The organism is Variovorax sp. F042, from assembly GCF_057814215.1.
Genome location: NZ_JBVASX010000001.1, coordinates 364,818 through 381,645, shown reverse-complemented (window position 1 = coordinate 381,645; position 16,828 = coordinate 364,818). Strand labels below are relative to the sequence as shown.

The following is a 16,828-nucleotide window of genomic DNA, read 5'->3' as shown; positions in this document are numbered from 1 at the left end:
AGAGCATGAACAGCTCCGCCTACGCACTTTCCATCGACGCGCCGGTCTGCCGGTACGTCGATCTGGACAGCTTCACCGACCTGCTGCCCGCCCAGGTGCTCTCCGAAGAAGAATGCGCGCGCGCCGAGAACCTGCGCTCTCCCATCGACCGCCAGCGCTTCGTGGCTGCGCACATCGCGCTGCGGCAGGCGCTCAGCGAGTACACGGGCCTGCACAACGCCGCGCTGCAACTGTCCACCGGCTCCTTCGGCAGGCCCTCGCTGTCGGGTCACACGCGCACCCAGTTCTCGCTGAGCCACAGCCAGGGCCTGGCATTGATCGCCATCGGCGGGCGCGGCCCGCTGGGCGCCGACGTCGAACTGCTGCGCCCGGTGCCGGATGCGGCGGTGCTCGCGGCGGAATACTTCACCCATCGCGAACAGGAAGCGCTGGCCGCCCTGCCCGCGCATGAACGTGACCGTGCCTTCCTGACCTGCTGGAGCCGCAAGGAAGCCTGCCTGAAGGCCATCGGCGTGGGCCTGCTGGTGTCGTCGCAGACCTTCGAGGTGGGCCTGGCGCCGGAGCGCCGCAGCGTCGAGCTCTCGGTGGCCGGCCGCATCCTGTGGCTGGTGGTGGGGCCGGCGCCCGAGCGGCTCGACTGCGTGGGCTCGCTCGCCGAATGGCGCCAGACCGAAGCCCGCGCCCAGTCGTTCGGGTCGGATGACGGCGGCACACACATGAGCCGGTCGACCGCTCCCAAGACGAGCACTGCAGCGCGCTACGCAGGGGCCACGCAATGACCCGCTTCACGCCGCTCATGTTCGGGCCGGCCTCGCGCCAGGTCTTCGGCGTGTTCCATGCGGCCGACGAAGACCGGGCGGAGAATACCGCGGTGCTCCTGTGTCCGCCCTTCGGGCAGGAGGGCCTGCGCACCCATCGCTTCTTCAAGGTGCTGGCCGAACGCCTCTCGCGCGCCGGCATCGCCACGCTGCGCTTCGATTTCTACGGATCGGGCGACTCGCCCGGCGACGAGAGCGAGGGCGAACTCGACGGCTGGCGCCGCGACCTGTGCTCGGCGCACGAAGAACTGCGGCGGCGCGCGCCGGGCGCCTCCATCGTGTGGATCGGCGCACGGCTCGGCGCCACGCTGGCCGTGCTGGCCGCGCGTGGCGGACGCTGCGACCCCGTGCGGCTGGTGCTGTGGGAGCCGGTGATCGACGGACGCCGCTACGCGCGGCTGCTGCGCGAACAGCACGTGGCCGCCATCGACACGACCTTCTGCATTCCCGACCTGGCCTGGCGCCGCGGCCTCGTGCAGGAGCCCGACGCGCTGCCCGAGGAAGCCCTGGGCACCGCGCTCTCCCCCGCGCTGCGCGCTCAGCTTGCGGCGCTGGTTCCCGAGTCACTGCCGCTCACCGCCCTGCACGACACGCTGGTGCTGGCTGAGCCCGACGACGAGCGCACCGCGCAATGGGCGGCCGACCAGCAGTCGCGCCACATGCCGGTTCGCCTCGCGTACTTCAAGCACCAGCTCGACTGGGCCTCCGATCCGTATCCCAACAGCGCGATGGTCCCGGCCGATGCGCTCAACCGCCTCCAGGGGGCTCTTCATGAATGACATGACGACAGCAAGAGCAACACAGACGCCGATGCGCTTCGGCCCCGGCGAGGCGCTGGTGGGCATGCTCACGGCACCCGCGCAGCAGGCGCCGGGCGGCATTGCCTGCCTCATGTTCAACATGGGCGCCAACCACCGCGTGGGCCCGCGCCGCATCAACGTGAAGCTGGCGCACGTGCTGGCCGCGCGCGGCGTGAGCAGCCTGCGCTTCGATCTGGGCGGCGTGGGCGACAGCGACGCGCTCGACACCTCGCCCGACCTGCAGGCGCGTGCCGTGCACAGCCTGCAGGCGGCCATGGACATCGCCGAACGCATGCTGGGGGCCCGGCAGTTCGTGATCGTCGCCATGTGCTCGGGCGTGGAACATGCCATGTCGGCGGCCCTGGCCGATGCGCGCGTGGTGGCTGTGTCGCTGTTCGACGGCTTCGCCTTCCCCGAGCGGCGCGCCCGCTGGGAGCGCAACCTGCGCCGCGCGCTGGCGGCGCCCGCGCACCCGTCGTTTCCCGGCAAGGCCAGGCGCTGGCTGCAGCGCCACTTTTCGCGCAGCCACTCGACAACGGCGCTGCCTGGCTTCTTCGCGGAGAAGCGCGCGCCCGAAGTCAATGCGGCCTGGTTCGGCACTGCGCTGCAGAGCCTGGTCGAACGCAAGGTGGCGGTGCAGCTTCTGTATTCGGGCTCGCTGCATGTATGCGACCGCGGCCGCGACCAGCTCGGCGCCTTCGCCCGCCTGCCCTACACGCAGGCAGTGCAGTACGAGTTCATGGGCGAGGTCGATCACACCGTCTGCACGGAGAAGGGGCAGCGTCTGTTCCTCCAGTGTGTTGGCGATTGGGTCACCGACCGCTGCTTCGGCGCCAGCACCGAACGACGCAGCCAGAGCCGCCCGCTCGCGGGCGCCGAACACGCCATGCCCACCACCTGGGCCGCGCCCTGAGGCGCGCCTTTTCACCCTTTCATTCACCCCGAGCACCCACCTTCAACCGGCCGTCAAGGAGATCACCATGCAACGCAAAGATCCAGCGACGCAGTCATGCGGAACGCGCCCTCTCGCAGTCCGTGCCCAGGCACAGGTGGAGTCCCGCTTGCGATGGCTTGGCCTGGCCATGCTGCTTTCGCTCGGGCTGGTCGTGCTTTCGGGCTGCGCGCCGGGCTTCGGCTCGGTGGGGCCACTGGGCCTAGACAGCTCCACCGGTGACAGCACGGCCTCCGCCGGCAGCGGCAAGGTCATTGCGATCACGCCCGACCTGATCCGCGCGCAGATCGCGCAGAAGCCCAAGAGCGTGCCCGACAGCATCAAGCGCCTGTTCGCCGCGCCGCCGACCTACACCATCGGGCCGGGAGACGTGGTCGGCATCATCGTGTACGACCACCCCGAGCTGCTGCCGAACGCCGGCGCGGTGATCGCGCAGCAGTCCGACCCGACCGGCGTGACCGTCGCGCCCGGCTTCATCGTCGATGCCAAGGGTGAGATCTTCTTCCCCTACATCGGGCGTGCCAAGCTGCAGGGCCTGACGGAGAGCGGCGCGTCGGAGCTGGTCGCGAAGCGCATCAAGGCCTTCGTGAAAGACCCGCAGGTTTCGGTGCGCATCCAGTCGTTCCGCAGCCAACGTGCCTACGTGCAGGGCGAGGTGCGCACGCCCGGCCTGCAGATCTTCACCGACGTGCCGATGACGCTGTCGGAGGCCATCAGCCGCGCCGGCAGCTTCACGCAGGCCGGTGATCGTTCGCGCATCACGCTGACGCGCGGCGGTGTCTCGACGGAGATCAACCTGCCGGCGCTCCAGGCCCTGGGCGCCGACGGCAACAACATCCCGCTACGCAACGGCGACGTGGTGAACGTCGGCACCCGCGAGGACAGCCGTGTCTACGTGATGGGCGAAGTCAAGGCCCCGTCGGCGCTGCAGATGCGCAACAACGGCCGGCTGAGCCTGAACGAGGCGCTGGGCGACGCGGGCGGACCTGACCTCGCGACTTCCGACCCCGGCCAGATCTACGTGGTGCGCAATTCGCCCGACAACCTCGACGTGCAGCAGGTCTACAACCTCAACGCGAAGAACCCGGTGGCGCTTGCGCTGGCCGACCGCTTCGAGCTGCAGCCGCGCGACGTGGTGTACGTCGACCGCGTGCCGCTGGTCAGCCTGAGCCGCGTGTTCGGCCTGATTCTGCCGGCCGCCCAGGTCATCAACCTTGCCCGCGACACCGCACGCCGGTAAGCGCCTAGCACCCCGCAACAGGAAAAGGTGAATCCCATGAACGCGCGTTGGCAACCTACGCTTCCCGCACCCGCGGCCGCACCCGTGACGGTGCTCGAGACCACCGCCTGGACCCGGGAATCCCGGTTCCATGAATACCTCGACATCCTGATCGACAGTCGCTGGCTGATTGCCATCATCGCGGCGCTGGCCCTGCTGGTGGGCGTGGGCTATGCGCTGTTCGGCCAGCGCATGTACGAGGCCAACATCCTGATCCAGGTCGAGGATCCCGATCGCTCGGGCGGCAACTTCCCTGGCGACGCCAACGGCGGCGGGGGCATCAGCGTGAAGACGTCGACCGCCGGCGAGACCGAGATCCTGCGCTCGCGCATGGTGCTCGGCCAGGCCATGGAGAACACCAAGCTCTTCATCAGCGCCAAGCCGCTCTACACGCCGCTGGTGGGCGAGTTCCTCGCGCGGCATTCGAGCCATCTCTCCACGCCAGGCATCTTCGGCATGGGCAACTATGTCTCGGGCACCGAGCAGATCGCCGTGGCGCAGATGGACGTGCCGAGCGCGTTCGAGGGCAAGAAGTTCACGCTGATCGCGGGCGAAGGCGGCAACTACACCCTGACCAACCCCGACCTGGAAACGCCCCTGAACGGCAAGGCCGGCGTGCCGCTCGACGCCACCGTGCCCGGCGGCGCGCTGCATCTGCTGGTGGGTTCGTTCGAGGCCCAGCCCGGCGGCGCCTTCGAGCTGGTGCGCCATTCGAAGCAGCTCACCCTGCTTGGGCTGCAGAAAGACCTGCGCGTGGTCGAGAAAGGCAAGCAGTCCGGCGTGATGGACGTCAGCCTGCAGGCCGACAACCGCGGCCAGCTGGCCAACGTGCTCAACGAGATCTCGCGCCTGTACGTGCGCCAGAACATCGACCAGAAGACGGTGCAAGCCGAGCGCGCGCTGTCCTTCCTGGGCACCGAACTGCCCAAGTTCAAGCAGCAGCTGGAACAGTCGGAAGACGCCTACAACCAGTACCGCAACCAGAACGGCACCATCAACCTGGACGACGAGGCCCGCAATGCCCTGGCGCAGAACGTGGACCTGCAGGCCAAGCTGCTCGATGCAAAGCAGAAGCGGCTGGACCTGGTGGGCCGCTTCACTTCCGCGCACCCGATGGTGCAGACGCTGGATTCGCAGATCGCTTCGCTGAAGAAAGAGCTCGGCGCGGTCGACGGCCGCATCCGCCGCATGCCCATGCTGCAGCAGAACTCGCTGCGCATGCAGCGCGACATCAAGGTCAACACAGACCTCTACGCGACGCTTCTGAACAGCTCGCTGCAGATGCGGCTGGCCAAGGAAGGCAAGGTTGCCAACGTGCGCGTGCTCGACCAGGCCCTGCTGGCCGAGAAGCCCGTGCGGCCGAAGCCGCTGATCGTCATCGCACTGGCGCTGGCGGGCGGCCTGTTCCTCGGCGGCGCTGCGGCGCTGGCGCGCAAGAACCTGAAGCGCTCCATCGGCAGCCCCGAGGACATCGAGGCCGTCACAGGCCTGAGCGTGTACAGCACGATTCCGCTGAGCACCCAGCAGCGCGTGCTCGACCGCGCCATCCGCACCGGCAAGCCCGGCGTCAAGGTGCTGGCGGCGCTGCACGTGGAAGACCCGGCGCTGGAAGGCCTGCGCCGCCTGCGCACCACGCTGCAGTACGCGATGCTGGGCGCGCCCAACAACCGGGTGCTCATCTCCAGCGCCACGGCCGGTGCGGGCAAGACATTCGTGTCGTCGAACTTCGCCACGCTGCTCGCATCCTCGGGCAAGCGCGTGCTGCTGATCGACGGCGACCTGCGCCGCGGCAGCCTGAGCGAGGAGTTCGGCCTGCAGCGCAAGAACGGCCTGTCCGACGTGCTCGCCGGCGGCGTGCCGCTCGAGCAGGGCATCCACCACCGCGTGCTGCTGAACCTGGACGTGATGAGCGCGGGCACGCTGCATCCCGACCCCGCCGGGCTGATGGCCAGCGACGCCTTCGAGCACACGCTGGCAACGCTGTCCGCACGCTACGACGTGGTGATCGTCGACGCGCCCCCCACCCTGCTGGCATCGGAGACCGCCGCGATGGCACCGAACATGGGCACGCTGCTGCTGGTGGCCCGGGCCGACAGCAGCGAGATGGGCGAGCTGGTGGAAAGCGCCAAGCGCCTGGCCCACGTGGGCGCGGCCTTCCACGGCGTGGTGTTCAACGCGGTGGACACCTCGCGGCGCCAGCACCGCAGCTACGGCTACGGCTACTACGGCTATGCCCCGGCCACGACAACACGCAGCGAACCCCATTACGCGCTGGACACGGCCGACACCGTCATGCCCAAACGCATCGAACCGGAGCACGCAACATCATGAGCACGCTTCGATCGACCAGCTCCGCAGGGCGAGGAACAGGCAGCGCGGCGGCCAACACTGCCGCGTACGGGCCGCTCGGCGGCTCGCCCTGGCTGCGCCATGCCAAGCGCGCGGCCGACATCCTGATGGCCGGCTCGTTCTTCGTTTTCTTCGGCTGGGCCTACGCGCTCATCTGGCTCGGCGTGCTCTACACCTCGGGCGGCCCGGCCATCTACATGCAGCCGCGCTACGGCAAGGACGGCCGCGTCTTCAAGTTCTACAAGTTCCGCTCGATGGTGGCCGACGCAGACGCAGTGCTGGCGCGCCACCTGCGCGAGAACGAGGCCGCGCGGCGCGAATGGGCGATCTACCAGAAGCTGGTGCATGACCCGCGCATCACCCGCTTCGGCGCCTTCCTGCGCAAGTACAGCATCGACGAATTCCCGCAGTTCTGGAACGTGCTCAAGGGCGACATGAGCATGGTCGGCCCGCGCCCCTGCATGTTCACGCAGAAGGACCTGTACGGCGACTACTGGGACCACTACTGCGCCGTGCGCCCGGGCATCACGGGCCTGTGGCAGATCAGCGGGCGCAACGAGATCAGCTACCGCCGCCGCGCCGCGATGGACGCGGAGTACGTGGCCCACCTGTCGCTGTGGCGCGACTTCGCGATCCTGCTGAAGACCTTCGGCGTGGTGACCGGTGCGCGCGGGTCGCGCTAGCCGCGGCCGTCACCGCTTCCTTCGATTCCTTTCGACTTCGTCTCCCTCGAACTTCATCAACCTCTTCACGAAAGCTCATATGCGTATCTTTGTTGCAGGTCATCGCGGCATGGTGGGTCAGGCGACGTCAAGGCGCCTGCGCGAACTGGGCCACGACGTGGTGACGCGAACCCACAGCGAACTCGACCTCCTCGACCAGGCGGCCGTGGCCCGTTTCTTCGCGACGGAGCAGATCGACCAGGTCTACCTGGCGGCGGCGAAGGTCGGCGGCATTCACGCCAACATGACCTACCCCGCGCAGTTCATCTACGAGAACCTGGCGATCGCCACCAACGTGACGCACCAGGCATTCGTTTCGGGCGTCAAGCGGCTGCTGTTCCTCGGCTCCAGCTGCATCTACCCGCGCATGGCAGAGCAGCCGATCCGCGAGGAGTACCTGCTGGGCGGCAAGCTCGAACCCACCAACGAGCCCTATGCGATCGCCAAGATCGCAGGCCTCAAGCTGTGCGAGAGCTACAACCGCCAGTACGGCGCCACGCACGGCATCGACTACCGCAGCGTGATGCCGACCAACCTGTACGGCCCCGGCGACAACTACCACCTTGAAAACAGCCACGTAGTGCCGGCGCTGATCCAGCGCTTTCACCTGGCAAAAATCAGCAATGCGCCCAGCGTGCTGATCTGGGGCAGCGGCCGCGCGCGGCGCGAGTTCCTGTACGTCGACGACATGGTCGAGGGCTGCATCGAGGTGATGAACCTGTCGCGCGCCGAATACGACCGGCAGACCGACGCGATGCGCGGGCACATCAACCTCGGCACCGGCGAAGACGTGTCGATCGCCGAGCTCACCGAGCTGATCCGCGACGTGGTGGGCTACACAGGCGCCATCCGCTACGACCTCGCCCAGCCCGACGGCGCTCCGAGAAAGCTGCTCGACGTGTCGCGCGCCAGCAGCCTCGGCTGGCACGCGACGGTGTCGCTGGCCGAAGGCCTTCGCCGCACCTACGCCGACTACCAGACGGCGATCCGCCCGGTCGAGGAAATCGACCCGATCCAGACGGCGCAGGTCGCCGCCTGAGCCACCCCGGCAGCCACACCACAGCAGGCCCACCATGCGCATCCTCTCCTTCTGGTCCGGCATCGTCTGCGCCATGCTGTGCGGCCTGGTCGACCCCGTGTGGGGCTATGCGGCGGTGTGCGCGCTGTCGCTGATCCAGCTCTCGCTGCTGGGGTCCTCGGGCTCCAGCGTGTTCCTGCTGATCCACTACGCGACGATCCTCACGTACTTCTCGATCGCGCCGGCGATGCAGATCTCGCACGACGTGGAGTTCTGGGAGGCAGGCGTGATGAGCACGGCGGCGCACACGCAGGCACTGATGCTCCTGCTGCTGTACATGGCCGGCGTGGAGGCCGCGCGGCTGGGCGTGCCCGACGTACCCGCGCACCTGCCCGGGGGGCACGACCGGCGGCTGGTCGGCGTGGCCCACCCTCTTCTTCTGCTGCTGAGCTGCTCGCTCGCGGCCTTCGCCACGCTGTTCATCAAGCCCGAGCTCAACTTCGTGGCGCGCGGTCTCACTGGCACCAGCGGCGGCGAAGAGAACGTGCCGATCGACTTCATCTTCTATTCCACGCTGCCCAAGCTGGTGGTGCTGATGTGCTTCGTGGCCCTGGCCATCCACGCCGTGCGCCGTCGCACGCTGTGGTCCTGGTGCGCGGCGGGCCTGGCGTTCGGCCTGGCGCTGGCTGCGGCCAACCCGGTGAACACGGCGCGGCAGGTCTTGCTGATCGGGCTGCTGCCTCTGCTCATCCACGCCCTGGGGCGCAGCCGGCGCTGGCTGCTCGGCAGCGTGATCTTCGGCTCCATCGCAGGCCTGGGCCCGGTGCTGAACCTGATCTCGCGCGGCAGCTTCTGGGGCGAGGAGCTCACGACCTTTCCGTTCAGCCAGGACTTCGACGCCATGTTCGTGGTCGCGGGCATCCTGGAGCGCGCACCCATTCCCGATCTCGGCTGGGGCCGCTACCTGCTCTCGGCGTTCTCGTTCTTCCTGCCTCGCGACCTGAAGATGTTCCCGGACTTCGACCCACTCGGCTGGTCGGCCATCCTGGGCAACTTCTCGCAGAGCAACCTGTCGCTGCCGCCCTTCACCACGGCGTATTTCGACTTCGGACTGGCGGGGCCGGCGCTGTTCGGCTATGCGATCTCGGCGGGCTTTCGCGTTGTCGACCGCGCCATCGATCCGAACCGGCCGCTGTCGGGCTCCTACCTGTCGGCGCTGGTGCTGCTCGCCGCCTACGTGCCGTTCATGCGCGGCCCGATCCTGGGCTGGGGACCGTTCGCGGTCTCGGGCCTGATCGCCGCCGTCATTGCCGGCGCCCTGAGCTCCCGCGCCCGCCGGCCGCTGCCGCGCGCGGTGCGGCACGGCCTTCCGAGTGCGTGAGGACGTCGCACATGGCCACCTACCTCTACTACGACACCGTGCGCCTGAACAAAGCTGCCGGCGGCGTGCTCAACGTGTCCGAGGTGCTGCTGCGCCACATGCGGATGTCGCAGGACGACCGCGTCGAGCCGGTCAGCGAGCGGCATCCGCGCATCTACGCGCTGGCGCAGCGCCTGAAGATCAGCCGCTTCGTGCTCGACACGCTGCTCTACAACTTCCACTACCTGCGCGCGCTGCTCACGGGCGAGCAGCTGTTCTCGGTGTTTCCCAACTACTTCCTGCCGGTGACGCCGTTCGGGCGTCATCGCGATTCGATCGTCATCGTCCATGACCTGCAGTACAAGGCCTACCCGCAGTACTTCAGGCGCAGCAAGCGGCTTTTCCTGGACTGGAGCCTCTGGCGCGCGGCGCACAGCGCGGCGGATGTGGTCTTCATCAGCCGCAGCAGCCAGCTGGACTTCGAGCGCCATTTCGGCCACTGCGAGCATTCGGCCGTGATCTTCAACCCGGTGGACGCGCCCCGGGTCGCGGCAGCACCCACTACACCGGGTGCGGCAACGAATGCGGCACCGGGCGAGCGCTACCTCATCGCGGCCTACCACTACTACCCGCACAAGAACTTCGGCGGCATCCTCACCCTCTTCGAGCGCATGAAGCGCGCGGGCCTGGTCGACTACCTCGACATCACCGGCAACGGCGCCGCCGATGTCGAGCGCATGGTGGCCGCGCTGGCGCCCGAGGTGCGTGGCTCGGTGCGGCACCGGGGGCTGGTGTCGCGCGACGAGCTGCTGCGGCTGTACCAGGGCGCCACCGCGTTCATCTCGCTGTCTACCTTCGAGGGCTTCAACCTCTCGGCGGCCGAAGCGGCAACGCTGGGCGTGCCGCTGCTGCTGTCGGACATTCCGGTGCACCGCGAGCTTTTCACGGACTACGCCTTCTTCGTGGGCAGCGCTGCCAGCGATCCGTACAGGCTGGCCAAGCACCTCGCGTGCCACGAGCGCACGCATCCGGTGTGGGTCCATGCCACTGCCTGCGCGCCAGCCGCGGTCGCGGGACGCTATCTCATGCTCAAGCGCGGCGCGCTGTCGCTCGCCCGGGCCATGCCATGACGAAATGGCCGTTCCCCTCGATGCGTTTTCTTGCAGCGCTGCTGTTGCTGGCAGTGATGCCGCTGGCCGGCCGCGCACAACCCGCGGGCGCATCGGCGGGCGCCCCGATGCCGGGCTTCGGCGTGATGGTGCATTACCTGCCCGACAAGCAGTCGATCAACGAAATCAAGCGTTTCGACGTCGAGGCCTTCGCGTCGACGCTGGCGGACATGCGCGCTTCGCACCTGATCCTGACGCTGGGCCAGAACAACGGCCAGTACATCGCGCCCAATGCCGCGCTCGAAGTGCTCTGCCCGGGCAGCGCCGCGAACCGCTCGCCGCGCGACCTGCCGATGGAGATCGGCCAGGCGCTGCGCAAGCGCGGCATCTCGCTGATCCTCTACCTGCCGTTTCGTGCGCCGCAGGCAGACCCCGCGCTGATGGATTGCCTGGGCGACGTATCCGAGCAGGAGCCGCCGCCCGCGCGCTTCATCGCCGCATGGTCGAGCGTGATCCGTGACTGGTCGGAACGCTACGGCTCGCTCGTGAGCGGCTGGTGGTTCGACGGTACCTACAACACGAAGGGCATCACGCCCGCCGGCTGGGAAATGCTGTGCAGCGCGGCCCGCACGGGCGCCGCCAACCGCTGGCTGGCCTTCAACGCGGGCGAAGGAGCTGAGCGCTTCAGCGCCAAGTCGGCGCCCTGCCAGAACCTGATGGCCGGCGAATACATGCAGCCGCCCGCGCATCTCACCGCCCCGCCGTCGGAGCTGGCGCTGCACGTGCTGACGCCGCTGAGCGCCTCGTGGGGCCGCGAGGCGCCGGCGCGCTTCACGGCTGCGCAGCTGCGCAGCTGGATTTCGGAAGCGGCTGCCGTGCGCGGCCTCTTCACGCTGGACATGCCCATCGACGCCACCGGCCGCTTTCTTCCCGCGCACGTCGCGCTGATGAAGAGCGTTACGGCGCGCAAGCCCTGAGCACAAAGAACGCTGTCACATCCCGTCAACCCTCAACCAAGCGCCATGAACCCAACCCTGCCCTTCATCGTCGTGGAAGACCGCCAGAACAAGACCCTCGCGCTGTGCCGCGAATCGGCGGCGCTGGCCGGCGAGCCGCTTTTCGTGCTGTCGGACACCGACGCGGGCCCGGCCTACGAACGCTTCTGCCGGTCCTACGTGCATCTGTCGAGCAACCCGCCGGAGTTCGAGAAGATCTGCTTCCGGCGCTACTTTCTCCTAGCGCAGTTTCTGGAATCCCACCCCGAAGTGCGCGAATTCGTGCTGATCGACAGCGATGTGCTGCTTTTTCAGGGTGCGGCGCCGCATATCGCGCGGCTCGCGGGCAAGTCCGACTTCTCGGGTTCCTGCATGCAGTCCGCGGACGGCTGGAACCCCTGCCAGATCTCGCCGCACGTGAGCTACTGGACCGCGAACGGCCTGCGCCGCTTCGTGGCCTACGTGCTCGACAGCTACGCCACCCCCTCGGGCCGCAGGAAGCTGCGCGACATTGCAGCGCGCTTCGCAGCGCGAGGTGTGCGCGGCGGCGTGTCCGACATGACCCTGCTCTATCTCTGGGCTCACGCCACGGGCAATGACGCCCCCATCAACCGGGTGCTCGACGGCACGGTCATCGACCACAACATCAACGGCATGCACAACCTCGTGCGGCGGGAGTTCAAGGTGCTCGGCGGCGCCAAGCGCATTGCGTACCGCGATGGCAAGGCCTGGTTGACGAGCACCGCCGGCGAACTGACGCGCGTGGTCGCGCTGCACTTCCAGGGCAGCGCCAAGATGGCCATGCCCTTCGCGCTGCGCGGCCACATGCACACCGTGGCGGCCGTGACCTACGCGCTGCAGATGGCTCGCCGCGCGAAGAACAACGCGTTCCGGGCCGGTGCATTCGTGCGCCGGCTGTTCGACACCGGCCGCGTATCCCGCGCCCCGGTCGGCAAGTAAGCGTGAAGCCAGCCGACGCCATGAAGCACTTCAGCCTGTCACTTGCTCCGCCCGGCGCGCGCATGGCCTGGCTGTCGGGCCTGGGCGCGCTTGCTTCGCGGCTGTATGTGTACCTGTCGGGCTTCCTGGCGATCTTCCTGATGGCGGCGAGCATTTCGCCGGCGCGCTTCGGCGAGTACTCCATCTACCAGTCGGTCATGGAAGTGGCGCTGGTGATGGGCACGCTGGGCAGTTCGCTGCTGTTCTCGCGCAATGCGGCGAGCGTGCCGCCGGGCGTGACGCGCGGCGACGTCGTGCGCACGCTGGCCATCGGCCTGCCGCTGGCCACGGTGCTGGTGACGGTGATCCTCACGGTGCAGCACATGCCCGTGGGCGACGCGCCCTTCCTTCTGCTGGTGGCCACGCTGGCGGTCTTCTCGTTCAACAGCCTGCGCCTTTCGTTCAGCCGCGGCCTGGGCCACGCGGGGCTGCTCAACCTGGAGGCCGGCATCCGCGCGACCATCCTGGTCGTGGGCATAGGCCTGTGCGTGGCGGTGCGCTTCGACCTGGGCGTGGCGCACCTGCTGCTCATCAACCTGTTCGCCGTCGTGGTGGTGTGCGTGGCCGTCGGCCTGCCGGGCAATGGCGCGGCGCCACCGGCCGGGCGGGCCGCGCTCGGGCTGGCATCGCAGGCCGGTGCGACGGTGTATTCGCTGCTCATGTTCCTGCTGCGCAAGTCGGACCTGCTCATCGTGGCGTACTTCATGCCGCTGAGCTACGTGGGGGCCTTCAAGCTCGCGTTCCTGCTGGCCGAAGCGCCGTCGCAGTTCGTGCAGGCCTTCCTGGTCACGAAGACGCCCGCGATGCTGGAAACGGACGCAGGCAATTTCACTGCGGCCAAGCTGCGCCTGGCGAAGCATTCCTTCCTGCTGGGCTGCGGGCTCTTCGTCGGGCTGGCTGCCCTCATCTCGGTGGCCGCGCCGCTGCTCAAGCTGGGCAACGAGGCGCGCACCATCTTCATGTGCATTGCGCCGTACTTCCTGCTGCGCACCTACACGATCCACCACGAGATGGTGCTGTCGCTGAAGACCTCGATGGGCTCGCTCGGCGCCTGGGCGCTGGTGGAGGTTGCGCTGCGGCTGGCGTCATACGGCGCGGTGGTGATGGTCTTTCCGGACAGGCCGCACTACGTGTTCTTCATTGCCTGCGTGACCGACTTCGTGCTGTACGAGACGCGCATGCGCCTGCAATTCGGCTTCTTCCCGATCGTGCGCCTGCTGACGCGGAGGCAGGCATCGTGAAGATCCTCGTCTACTCGATGAACTTCGCTCCCGAACTGGCCGGCATCGGCAAGTACTCGGGCGAGATGGCCGAGTGGCTGCACGCCCGCGGGCATGAGGTGCGGGTGATTGCGTCGCCGCCCTTCTTTCCGCAGTGGTCGGTGCTCGAGGGCTACTCGGCATGGGCCTACCGCAAGACCGACTGGAACGGCGTGACGGTCTGCCGCGCGCCCACCTGGGTGCCTTCAAAGCCTCGTGCGCTGGGGCGCATCGGGCACCTGCTGTCGTTCACGCTGTCGAGCATTCCGCTGCTGCTGGCGCAATTGCGCTGGAAGCCTGACGTGGTGTTCGTGGTGGAGCCGCCCATCTCCTGCGCGCCGGCCGCGCTGTGCTTCGCGAAGCTGCTCGGCATCCGCTCCTGGCTGCACGTGCAGGACTACGAAGTGGACGCTGCATTCGGCCTCGGCTGGTTGCGTGGCGAACGCGTGCGGCGCTTCGCCCTGGCCGCCGAGCGCTGGCTGATGCGCAAGTTCGACCGGGTGTCGTCCATCTCTTCCACGATGTGCACCAAGGCCCTGGAGAAAGGCGTGGACGAATCGCGGCTGGTGCTGTTTCCGAACTGGGTCGACGTGGAAGCCATCCAGCCCGTTGCGCGACCGCCGGTGACCGAAGGCGTGCCGGCGCAGGGCTTCCGGGCCGAGCTGAACATTCCCGCTGGCGCCGTGGTCGTGCTCTACGCGGGCAGCCTCGGCAGCAAGCAGGGCATCGAGCTGCTGGCCGAAGCGGCGCGCTTGCTGGTGTGCTCCCACAACATCCACTTCGTGTTCTGCGGCAACGGCCCGAGCCGGGCCTCGCTGATGGACGCGTGCATCCGGCTGGGCAACACGCATTTTCTCGATCTGCAGCCTGCCGAAAGGCTCAACGAGCTGCTGGGCATGGCCGACATCCACGTGCTGCCACAGCGCGCCGATGCCGCCGACCTCGTCATGCCGTCGAAGCTGGGCGGCATGCTCGCAAGCGGCCGCGCCGTGATCGTGACCGCGCACGCCGGCACCGCGCTCAGCGAGGCCGTGTGGGGCCGCGGCGTGGTGGTCGAGCCGGGCGATGCGGCGGCGCTGGCCGATGCCATCGAACAGCTCTCCATGTCGCCCGAAACGCGCGAGCTGCTGGGCTCGGCCGGCCGCCGCTTCGCCGAGGCCGAACTTGACCGCAACGCAATCCTGCAGCGCCTCGAAGAGGAACTGCAGCGCTGCATCGCCGGCTGACGCGACACCCCACACGAGGACCACGACCATGCCCAAGTCCACATCCGCACCCAGGGTCCTCGTGACCGGCGGCGCCGGCTTCATCGGCAGCCACACCTGCGTGGCGCTGATCGCGGCGGGCTACCTGCCGGTGGTGCTCGACTCGCTCGTCAACAGCGACGCGCGTTCGCTGCAGCGGGTGGCGTGCATCACGGGCGTAGAACCCGTTCTCGTGCGCGGCGACGTGCGCGACGCGGCGGCGCTCGACCGCGTGTTCGCGGCACACGGGATCGAGGCGGTCGTGCATCTCGCGGGGCTGAAGGCGGTCGGCGAATCGGTGGCCGACCCGGTGAGCTACTACGACGTCAATCTGGCTGGAACCCTGGCGCTGGTGCAGGCCATGAGCCGAGCCGATGTGCGCACTCTGGTGTTCTCCTCATCGGCCACTGTGTACGGCGACTCGCAGCCCTCGCCCATTGCAGAGAGCGCACCTTACGGCGCGGTCAACCCCTACGGCCGCACCAAGGCAATGGTCGAGACCGTGCTGGCCGACCTCGCGCAGGCCGATGCGCGCTGGGGCATTGCCTGCCTGCGCTACTTCAACCCCGTCGGCGCGCACGAAAGCGGCCTGCTCGGCGAGCGCCCGCACGGCCCACCCAACAACCTGATGCCCTACATCTCGCAGGTCGCGGCCGGCGAGCGTGAATGCCTGGTGGTGCACGGCGACGACTACGAAACGATCGACGGCACCGGCGTGCGCGACTACGTGCACGTGATGGACGTGGCCGAAGGCCATGTGGCGGCACTGCGCCATGCGGTGCGCCACAGCGGAATTCTCATGACCAACCTCGGCACCGGCCGCGGCGCCTCGGTGCTGGAGGTTGTGTCGGCCTTCGAGCGCGCAAGCGGCCGCCGCATCGCCCTGCGCATCGGGCCGCGCCGCCCCGGCGACGCGCCCGCCTACTGGGCCGACGCGCGCAGCGCCTTCCTCGCCTTCGGCTGGCGCGCGCGCCGCGACCTCGACCAGATGTGCGCGGACAGCTGGCGCTGGCAGGCCGCGAACCCGCACGGCTTCGACGATCCGGCGCCGGCCTTTACCGCGGACCTCCCGCGCTTTCAGAGCAACGGCACCAGCACCCACATCAACTCCAACCTGGGACACACCCATGTCTGACAACCCATCCCCCTTTCTTGGCGAGCAGGCCGATGGCCGCTCGGGGTTTCCACCGGGCATCGTTCCGCCTGTTGCACCGCTGTGGCCTGGCTTCCTGACGGGGCAGGAAGATGCGCCGGTGCGCGTGCTGCTCGTGGATGACGACGAATTCATGCGCCGGGTGATAGCGCAGGAGCTGCTGTCGGACCTGCGCATCCAGCTCGAAGGCCAGGCAGGCAGCCTGCGCGACGGCCGCCGTCTGCTGGCCACGCACGAGTTCGACGTGCTGATGGTCGACCTGCGGCTTGGCGACGGCACCGGCTTCGACCTGATCCAGGAAGCCCGCGAGCAACATCGCACAGGAGAAATCATCGTGATCTCCGCGCTCGAGGACGAGTCGCACGTGCTGCATGCCTTCGAACTGGGCGCCACTGGTTACCTGCTGAAGGACGCGTGGCTCCAGAGCTTCGCGCAGGCCGTGCTGCAGGTGGTCAACGGCGGCGCGGCCATCACGCCGCGGCTCGCGCGCCGACTGCTCTCGCGGCTGAGCCACCGGCCCGACAGCCGCACGCCGCCGTCGGTGGAGCCGCCTCCGCGCGAAGCGACGCTGACGGCTCGCGAGTGCGAGATCCTGCGCTTCGTGGCGCGCGGCCACGTCACCGAGGAGATCGGCGTCAAGCTGGGCATCTCGGGGCAGACCGTCAACGCCCACATCAAGAACATCTACAAGAAATTGCACGTGCATTCGCGTGCCCAGGCCGTGAGCTATGCGGCGTACTCCGGCCTGATCTGAACCCCGCCCCGCCACAA

Annotated in this window: 15 protein-coding genes; all 15 read left to right on the top strand. The window is 68.4% G+C overall.

Going from position 1 to position 16,828, the window contains the following annotated elements; genetic code table 11:
- Positions 1 to 5: 5 nt before the first annotated feature.
- The 15 genes from ACZYSP_RS01855 to ACZYSP_RS01785 all read left to right on the top strand — a co-directional run bounded on the left by ACZYSP_RS01855 (position 6) and on the right by ACZYSP_RS01785 (position 16,811).
- Complete coding sequence (locus tag ACZYSP_RS01855; protein ID WP_256330727.1) at positions 6 to 779, top strand: 4'-phosphopantetheinyl transferase family protein; 774 nt, start codon at positions 6 to 8, stop codon at positions 777 to 779.
- Positions 776 to 1,597 (top strand): serine aminopeptidase domain-containing protein, encoded by an 822-nt coding sequence (locus ACZYSP_RS01850; RefSeq protein WP_093058355.1) that lies wholly within the window; start codon positions 776 to 778, stop codon positions 1,595 to 1,597. The genes ACZYSP_RS01855 and ACZYSP_RS01850 overlap by 4 nt, the downstream gene beginning before the upstream one ends.
- Position 1,598: 1 nt before the next feature.
- Complete coding sequence (locus ACZYSP_RS01845) at positions 1,599 to 2,531, top strand: alpha/beta hydrolase family protein (protein ID WP_256330728.1); 933 nt, start codon at positions 1,599 to 1,601, stop codon at positions 2,529 to 2,531.
- A gap of 67 nt (positions 2,532 to 2,598) precedes the next feature.
- Positions 2,599 to 3,810: a polysaccharide biosynthesis/export family protein gene (locus tag ACZYSP_RS01840; RefSeq protein ID WP_426393096.1), complete on the top strand. Its 1,212-nt coding sequence runs from the start codon at positions 2,599 to 2,601 to the stop codon at positions 3,808 to 3,810.
- A gap of 36 nt (positions 3,811 to 3,846) precedes the next feature.
- Entirely contained in the window at positions 3,847 to 6,180 is a 2,334-nt protein-coding gene (locus ACZYSP_RS01835; protein WP_093074420.1) for a polysaccharide biosynthesis tyrosine autokinase, read from the top strand.
- The gene (locus ACZYSP_RS01830) at positions 6,177 to 6,881 is read left to right on the top strand and encodes a sugar transferase (RefSeq protein ID WP_093173709.1); all 705 of its coding nucleotides are present in this window, start codon (positions 6,177 to 6,179) and stop codon (positions 6,879 to 6,881) included. The genes ACZYSP_RS01835 and ACZYSP_RS01830 overlap by 4 nt, the downstream gene beginning before the upstream one ends.
- A gap of 79 nt (positions 6,882 to 6,960) precedes the next feature.
- Positions 6,961 to 7,959 carry a GDP-L-fucose synthase family protein gene (locus ACZYSP_RS01825; protein WP_093173711.1) on the top strand — a complete coding sequence of 333 codons (999 nt, stop codon included), beginning with the start codon at positions 6,961 to 6,963 and terminating at the stop codon, positions 7,957 to 7,959.
- 34 nt (positions 7,960 to 7,993) lie between these two features.
- Positions 7,994 to 9,319, top strand: a complete 1,326-nt coding sequence (locus tag ACZYSP_RS01820; protein WP_093173713.1) for a hypothetical protein — start codon at positions 7,994 to 7,996, stop codon at positions 9,317 to 9,319.
- An 11-nt stretch (positions 9,320 to 9,330) separates the two neighbouring features.
- On the top strand, positions 9,331 to 10,428 hold the full coding sequence (locus ACZYSP_RS01815) for a glycosyltransferase (RefSeq protein WP_489012862.1): 1,098 nt from the start codon (positions 9,331 to 9,333) through the stop codon (positions 10,426 to 10,428).
- Positions 10,425 to 11,384: a hypothetical protein gene (locus ACZYSP_RS01810; protein WP_489012861.1), complete on the top strand. Its 960-nt coding sequence runs from the start codon at positions 10,425 to 10,427 to the stop codon at positions 11,382 to 11,384. The genes ACZYSP_RS01815 and ACZYSP_RS01810 overlap by 4 nt, the downstream gene beginning before the upstream one ends.
- A gap of 45 nt (positions 11,385 to 11,429) precedes the next feature.
- Positions 11,430 to 12,362: a hypothetical protein gene (locus ACZYSP_RS01805; RefSeq protein WP_440531491.1), complete on the top strand. Its 933-nt coding sequence runs from the start codon at positions 11,430 to 11,432 to the stop codon at positions 12,360 to 12,362.
- A 20-nt stretch (positions 12,363 to 12,382) separates the two neighbouring features.
- A complete protein-coding gene (locus ACZYSP_RS01800) occupies positions 12,383 to 13,642 on the top strand; it encodes a lipopolysaccharide biosynthesis protein (RefSeq protein WP_093173719.1) in 1,260 nt (419 codons plus the stop codon).
- Positions 13,639 to 14,886, top strand: a complete 1,248-nt coding sequence (locus ACZYSP_RS01795; RefSeq protein ID WP_489012860.1) for a glycosyltransferase WbuB — start codon at positions 13,639 to 13,641, stop codon at positions 14,884 to 14,886. Before ACZYSP_RS01800 ends, ACZYSP_RS01795 begins: the two co-directional genes overlap by 4 nt.
- Before the next feature lie 28 nt (positions 14,887 to 14,914).
- The gene (gene galE, locus ACZYSP_RS01790) at positions 14,915 to 16,039 is read left to right on the top strand and encodes a UDP-glucose 4-epimerase GalE (protein ID WP_489012859.1); all 1,125 of its coding nucleotides are present in this window, start codon (positions 14,915 to 14,917) and stop codon (positions 16,037 to 16,039) included.
- Complete coding sequence (locus ACZYSP_RS01785) at positions 16,032 to 16,811, top strand: LuxR C-terminal-related transcriptional regulator (protein WP_093058343.1); 780 nt, start codon at positions 16,032 to 16,034, stop codon at positions 16,809 to 16,811. Before galE ends, ACZYSP_RS01785 begins: the two co-directional genes overlap by 8 nt.
- Positions 16,812 to 16,828: the final 17 nt, after the last annotated feature.

Bases quoted from the DNA above. Each gene is read 5' to 3' on its own strand.
- ACZYSP_RS01855 (WP_256330727.1), top strand. From the start codon at position 6: ATGAACAGCTCCGCCTACGCACTTTCCATCGACGCGCCGGTCTGCCGG.
- ACZYSP_RS01850 (WP_093058355.1), top strand. From the start codon at position 776: ATGACCCGCTTCACGCCGCTCATGTTCGGGCCGGCCTCGCGCCAGGTC.
- ACZYSP_RS01845 (WP_256330728.1), top strand. From the start codon at position 1,599: ATGACGACAGCAAGAGCAACACAGACGCCGATGCGCTTCGGCCCCGGC.
- ACZYSP_RS01840 (WP_426393096.1), top strand. From the start codon at position 2,599: ATGCAACGCAAAGATCCAGCGACGCAGTCATGCGGAACGCGCCCTCTC.
- ACZYSP_RS01835 (WP_093074420.1), top strand. From the start codon at position 3,847: ATGAACGCGCGTTGGCAACCTACGCTTCCCGCACCCGCGGCCGCACCC.
- ACZYSP_RS01830 (WP_093173709.1), top strand. From the start codon at position 6,177: ATGAGCACGCTTCGATCGACCAGCTCCGCAGGGCGAGGAACAGGCAGC.
- ACZYSP_RS01825 (WP_093173711.1), top strand. From the start codon at position 6,961: ATGCGTATCTTTGTTGCAGGTCATCGCGGCATGGTGGGTCAGGCGACG.
- ACZYSP_RS01820 (WP_093173713.1), top strand. From the start codon at position 7,994: ATGCGCATCCTCTCCTTCTGGTCCGGCATCGTCTGCGCCATGCTGTGC.
- ACZYSP_RS01815 (WP_489012862.1), top strand. From the start codon at position 9,331: ATGGCCACCTACCTCTACTACGACACCGTGCGCCTGAACAAAGCTGCC.
- ACZYSP_RS01810 (WP_489012861.1), top strand. From the start codon at position 10,425: ATGACGAAATGGCCGTTCCCCTCGATGCGTTTTCTTGCAGCGCTGCTG.
- ACZYSP_RS01805 (WP_440531491.1), top strand. From the start codon at position 11,430: ATGAACCCAACCCTGCCCTTCATCGTCGTGGAAGACCGCCAGAACAAG.
- ACZYSP_RS01800 (WP_093173719.1), top strand. From the start codon at position 12,383: ATGAAGCACTTCAGCCTGTCACTTGCTCCGCCCGGCGCGCGCATGGCC.
- galE (WP_489012859.1), top strand. From the start codon at position 14,915: ATGCCCAAGTCCACATCCGCACCCAGGGTCCTCGTGACCGGCGGCGCC.
- ACZYSP_RS01785 (WP_093058343.1), top strand. From the start codon at position 16,032: ATGTCTGACAACCCATCCCCCTTTCTTGGCGAGCAGGCCGATGGCCGC.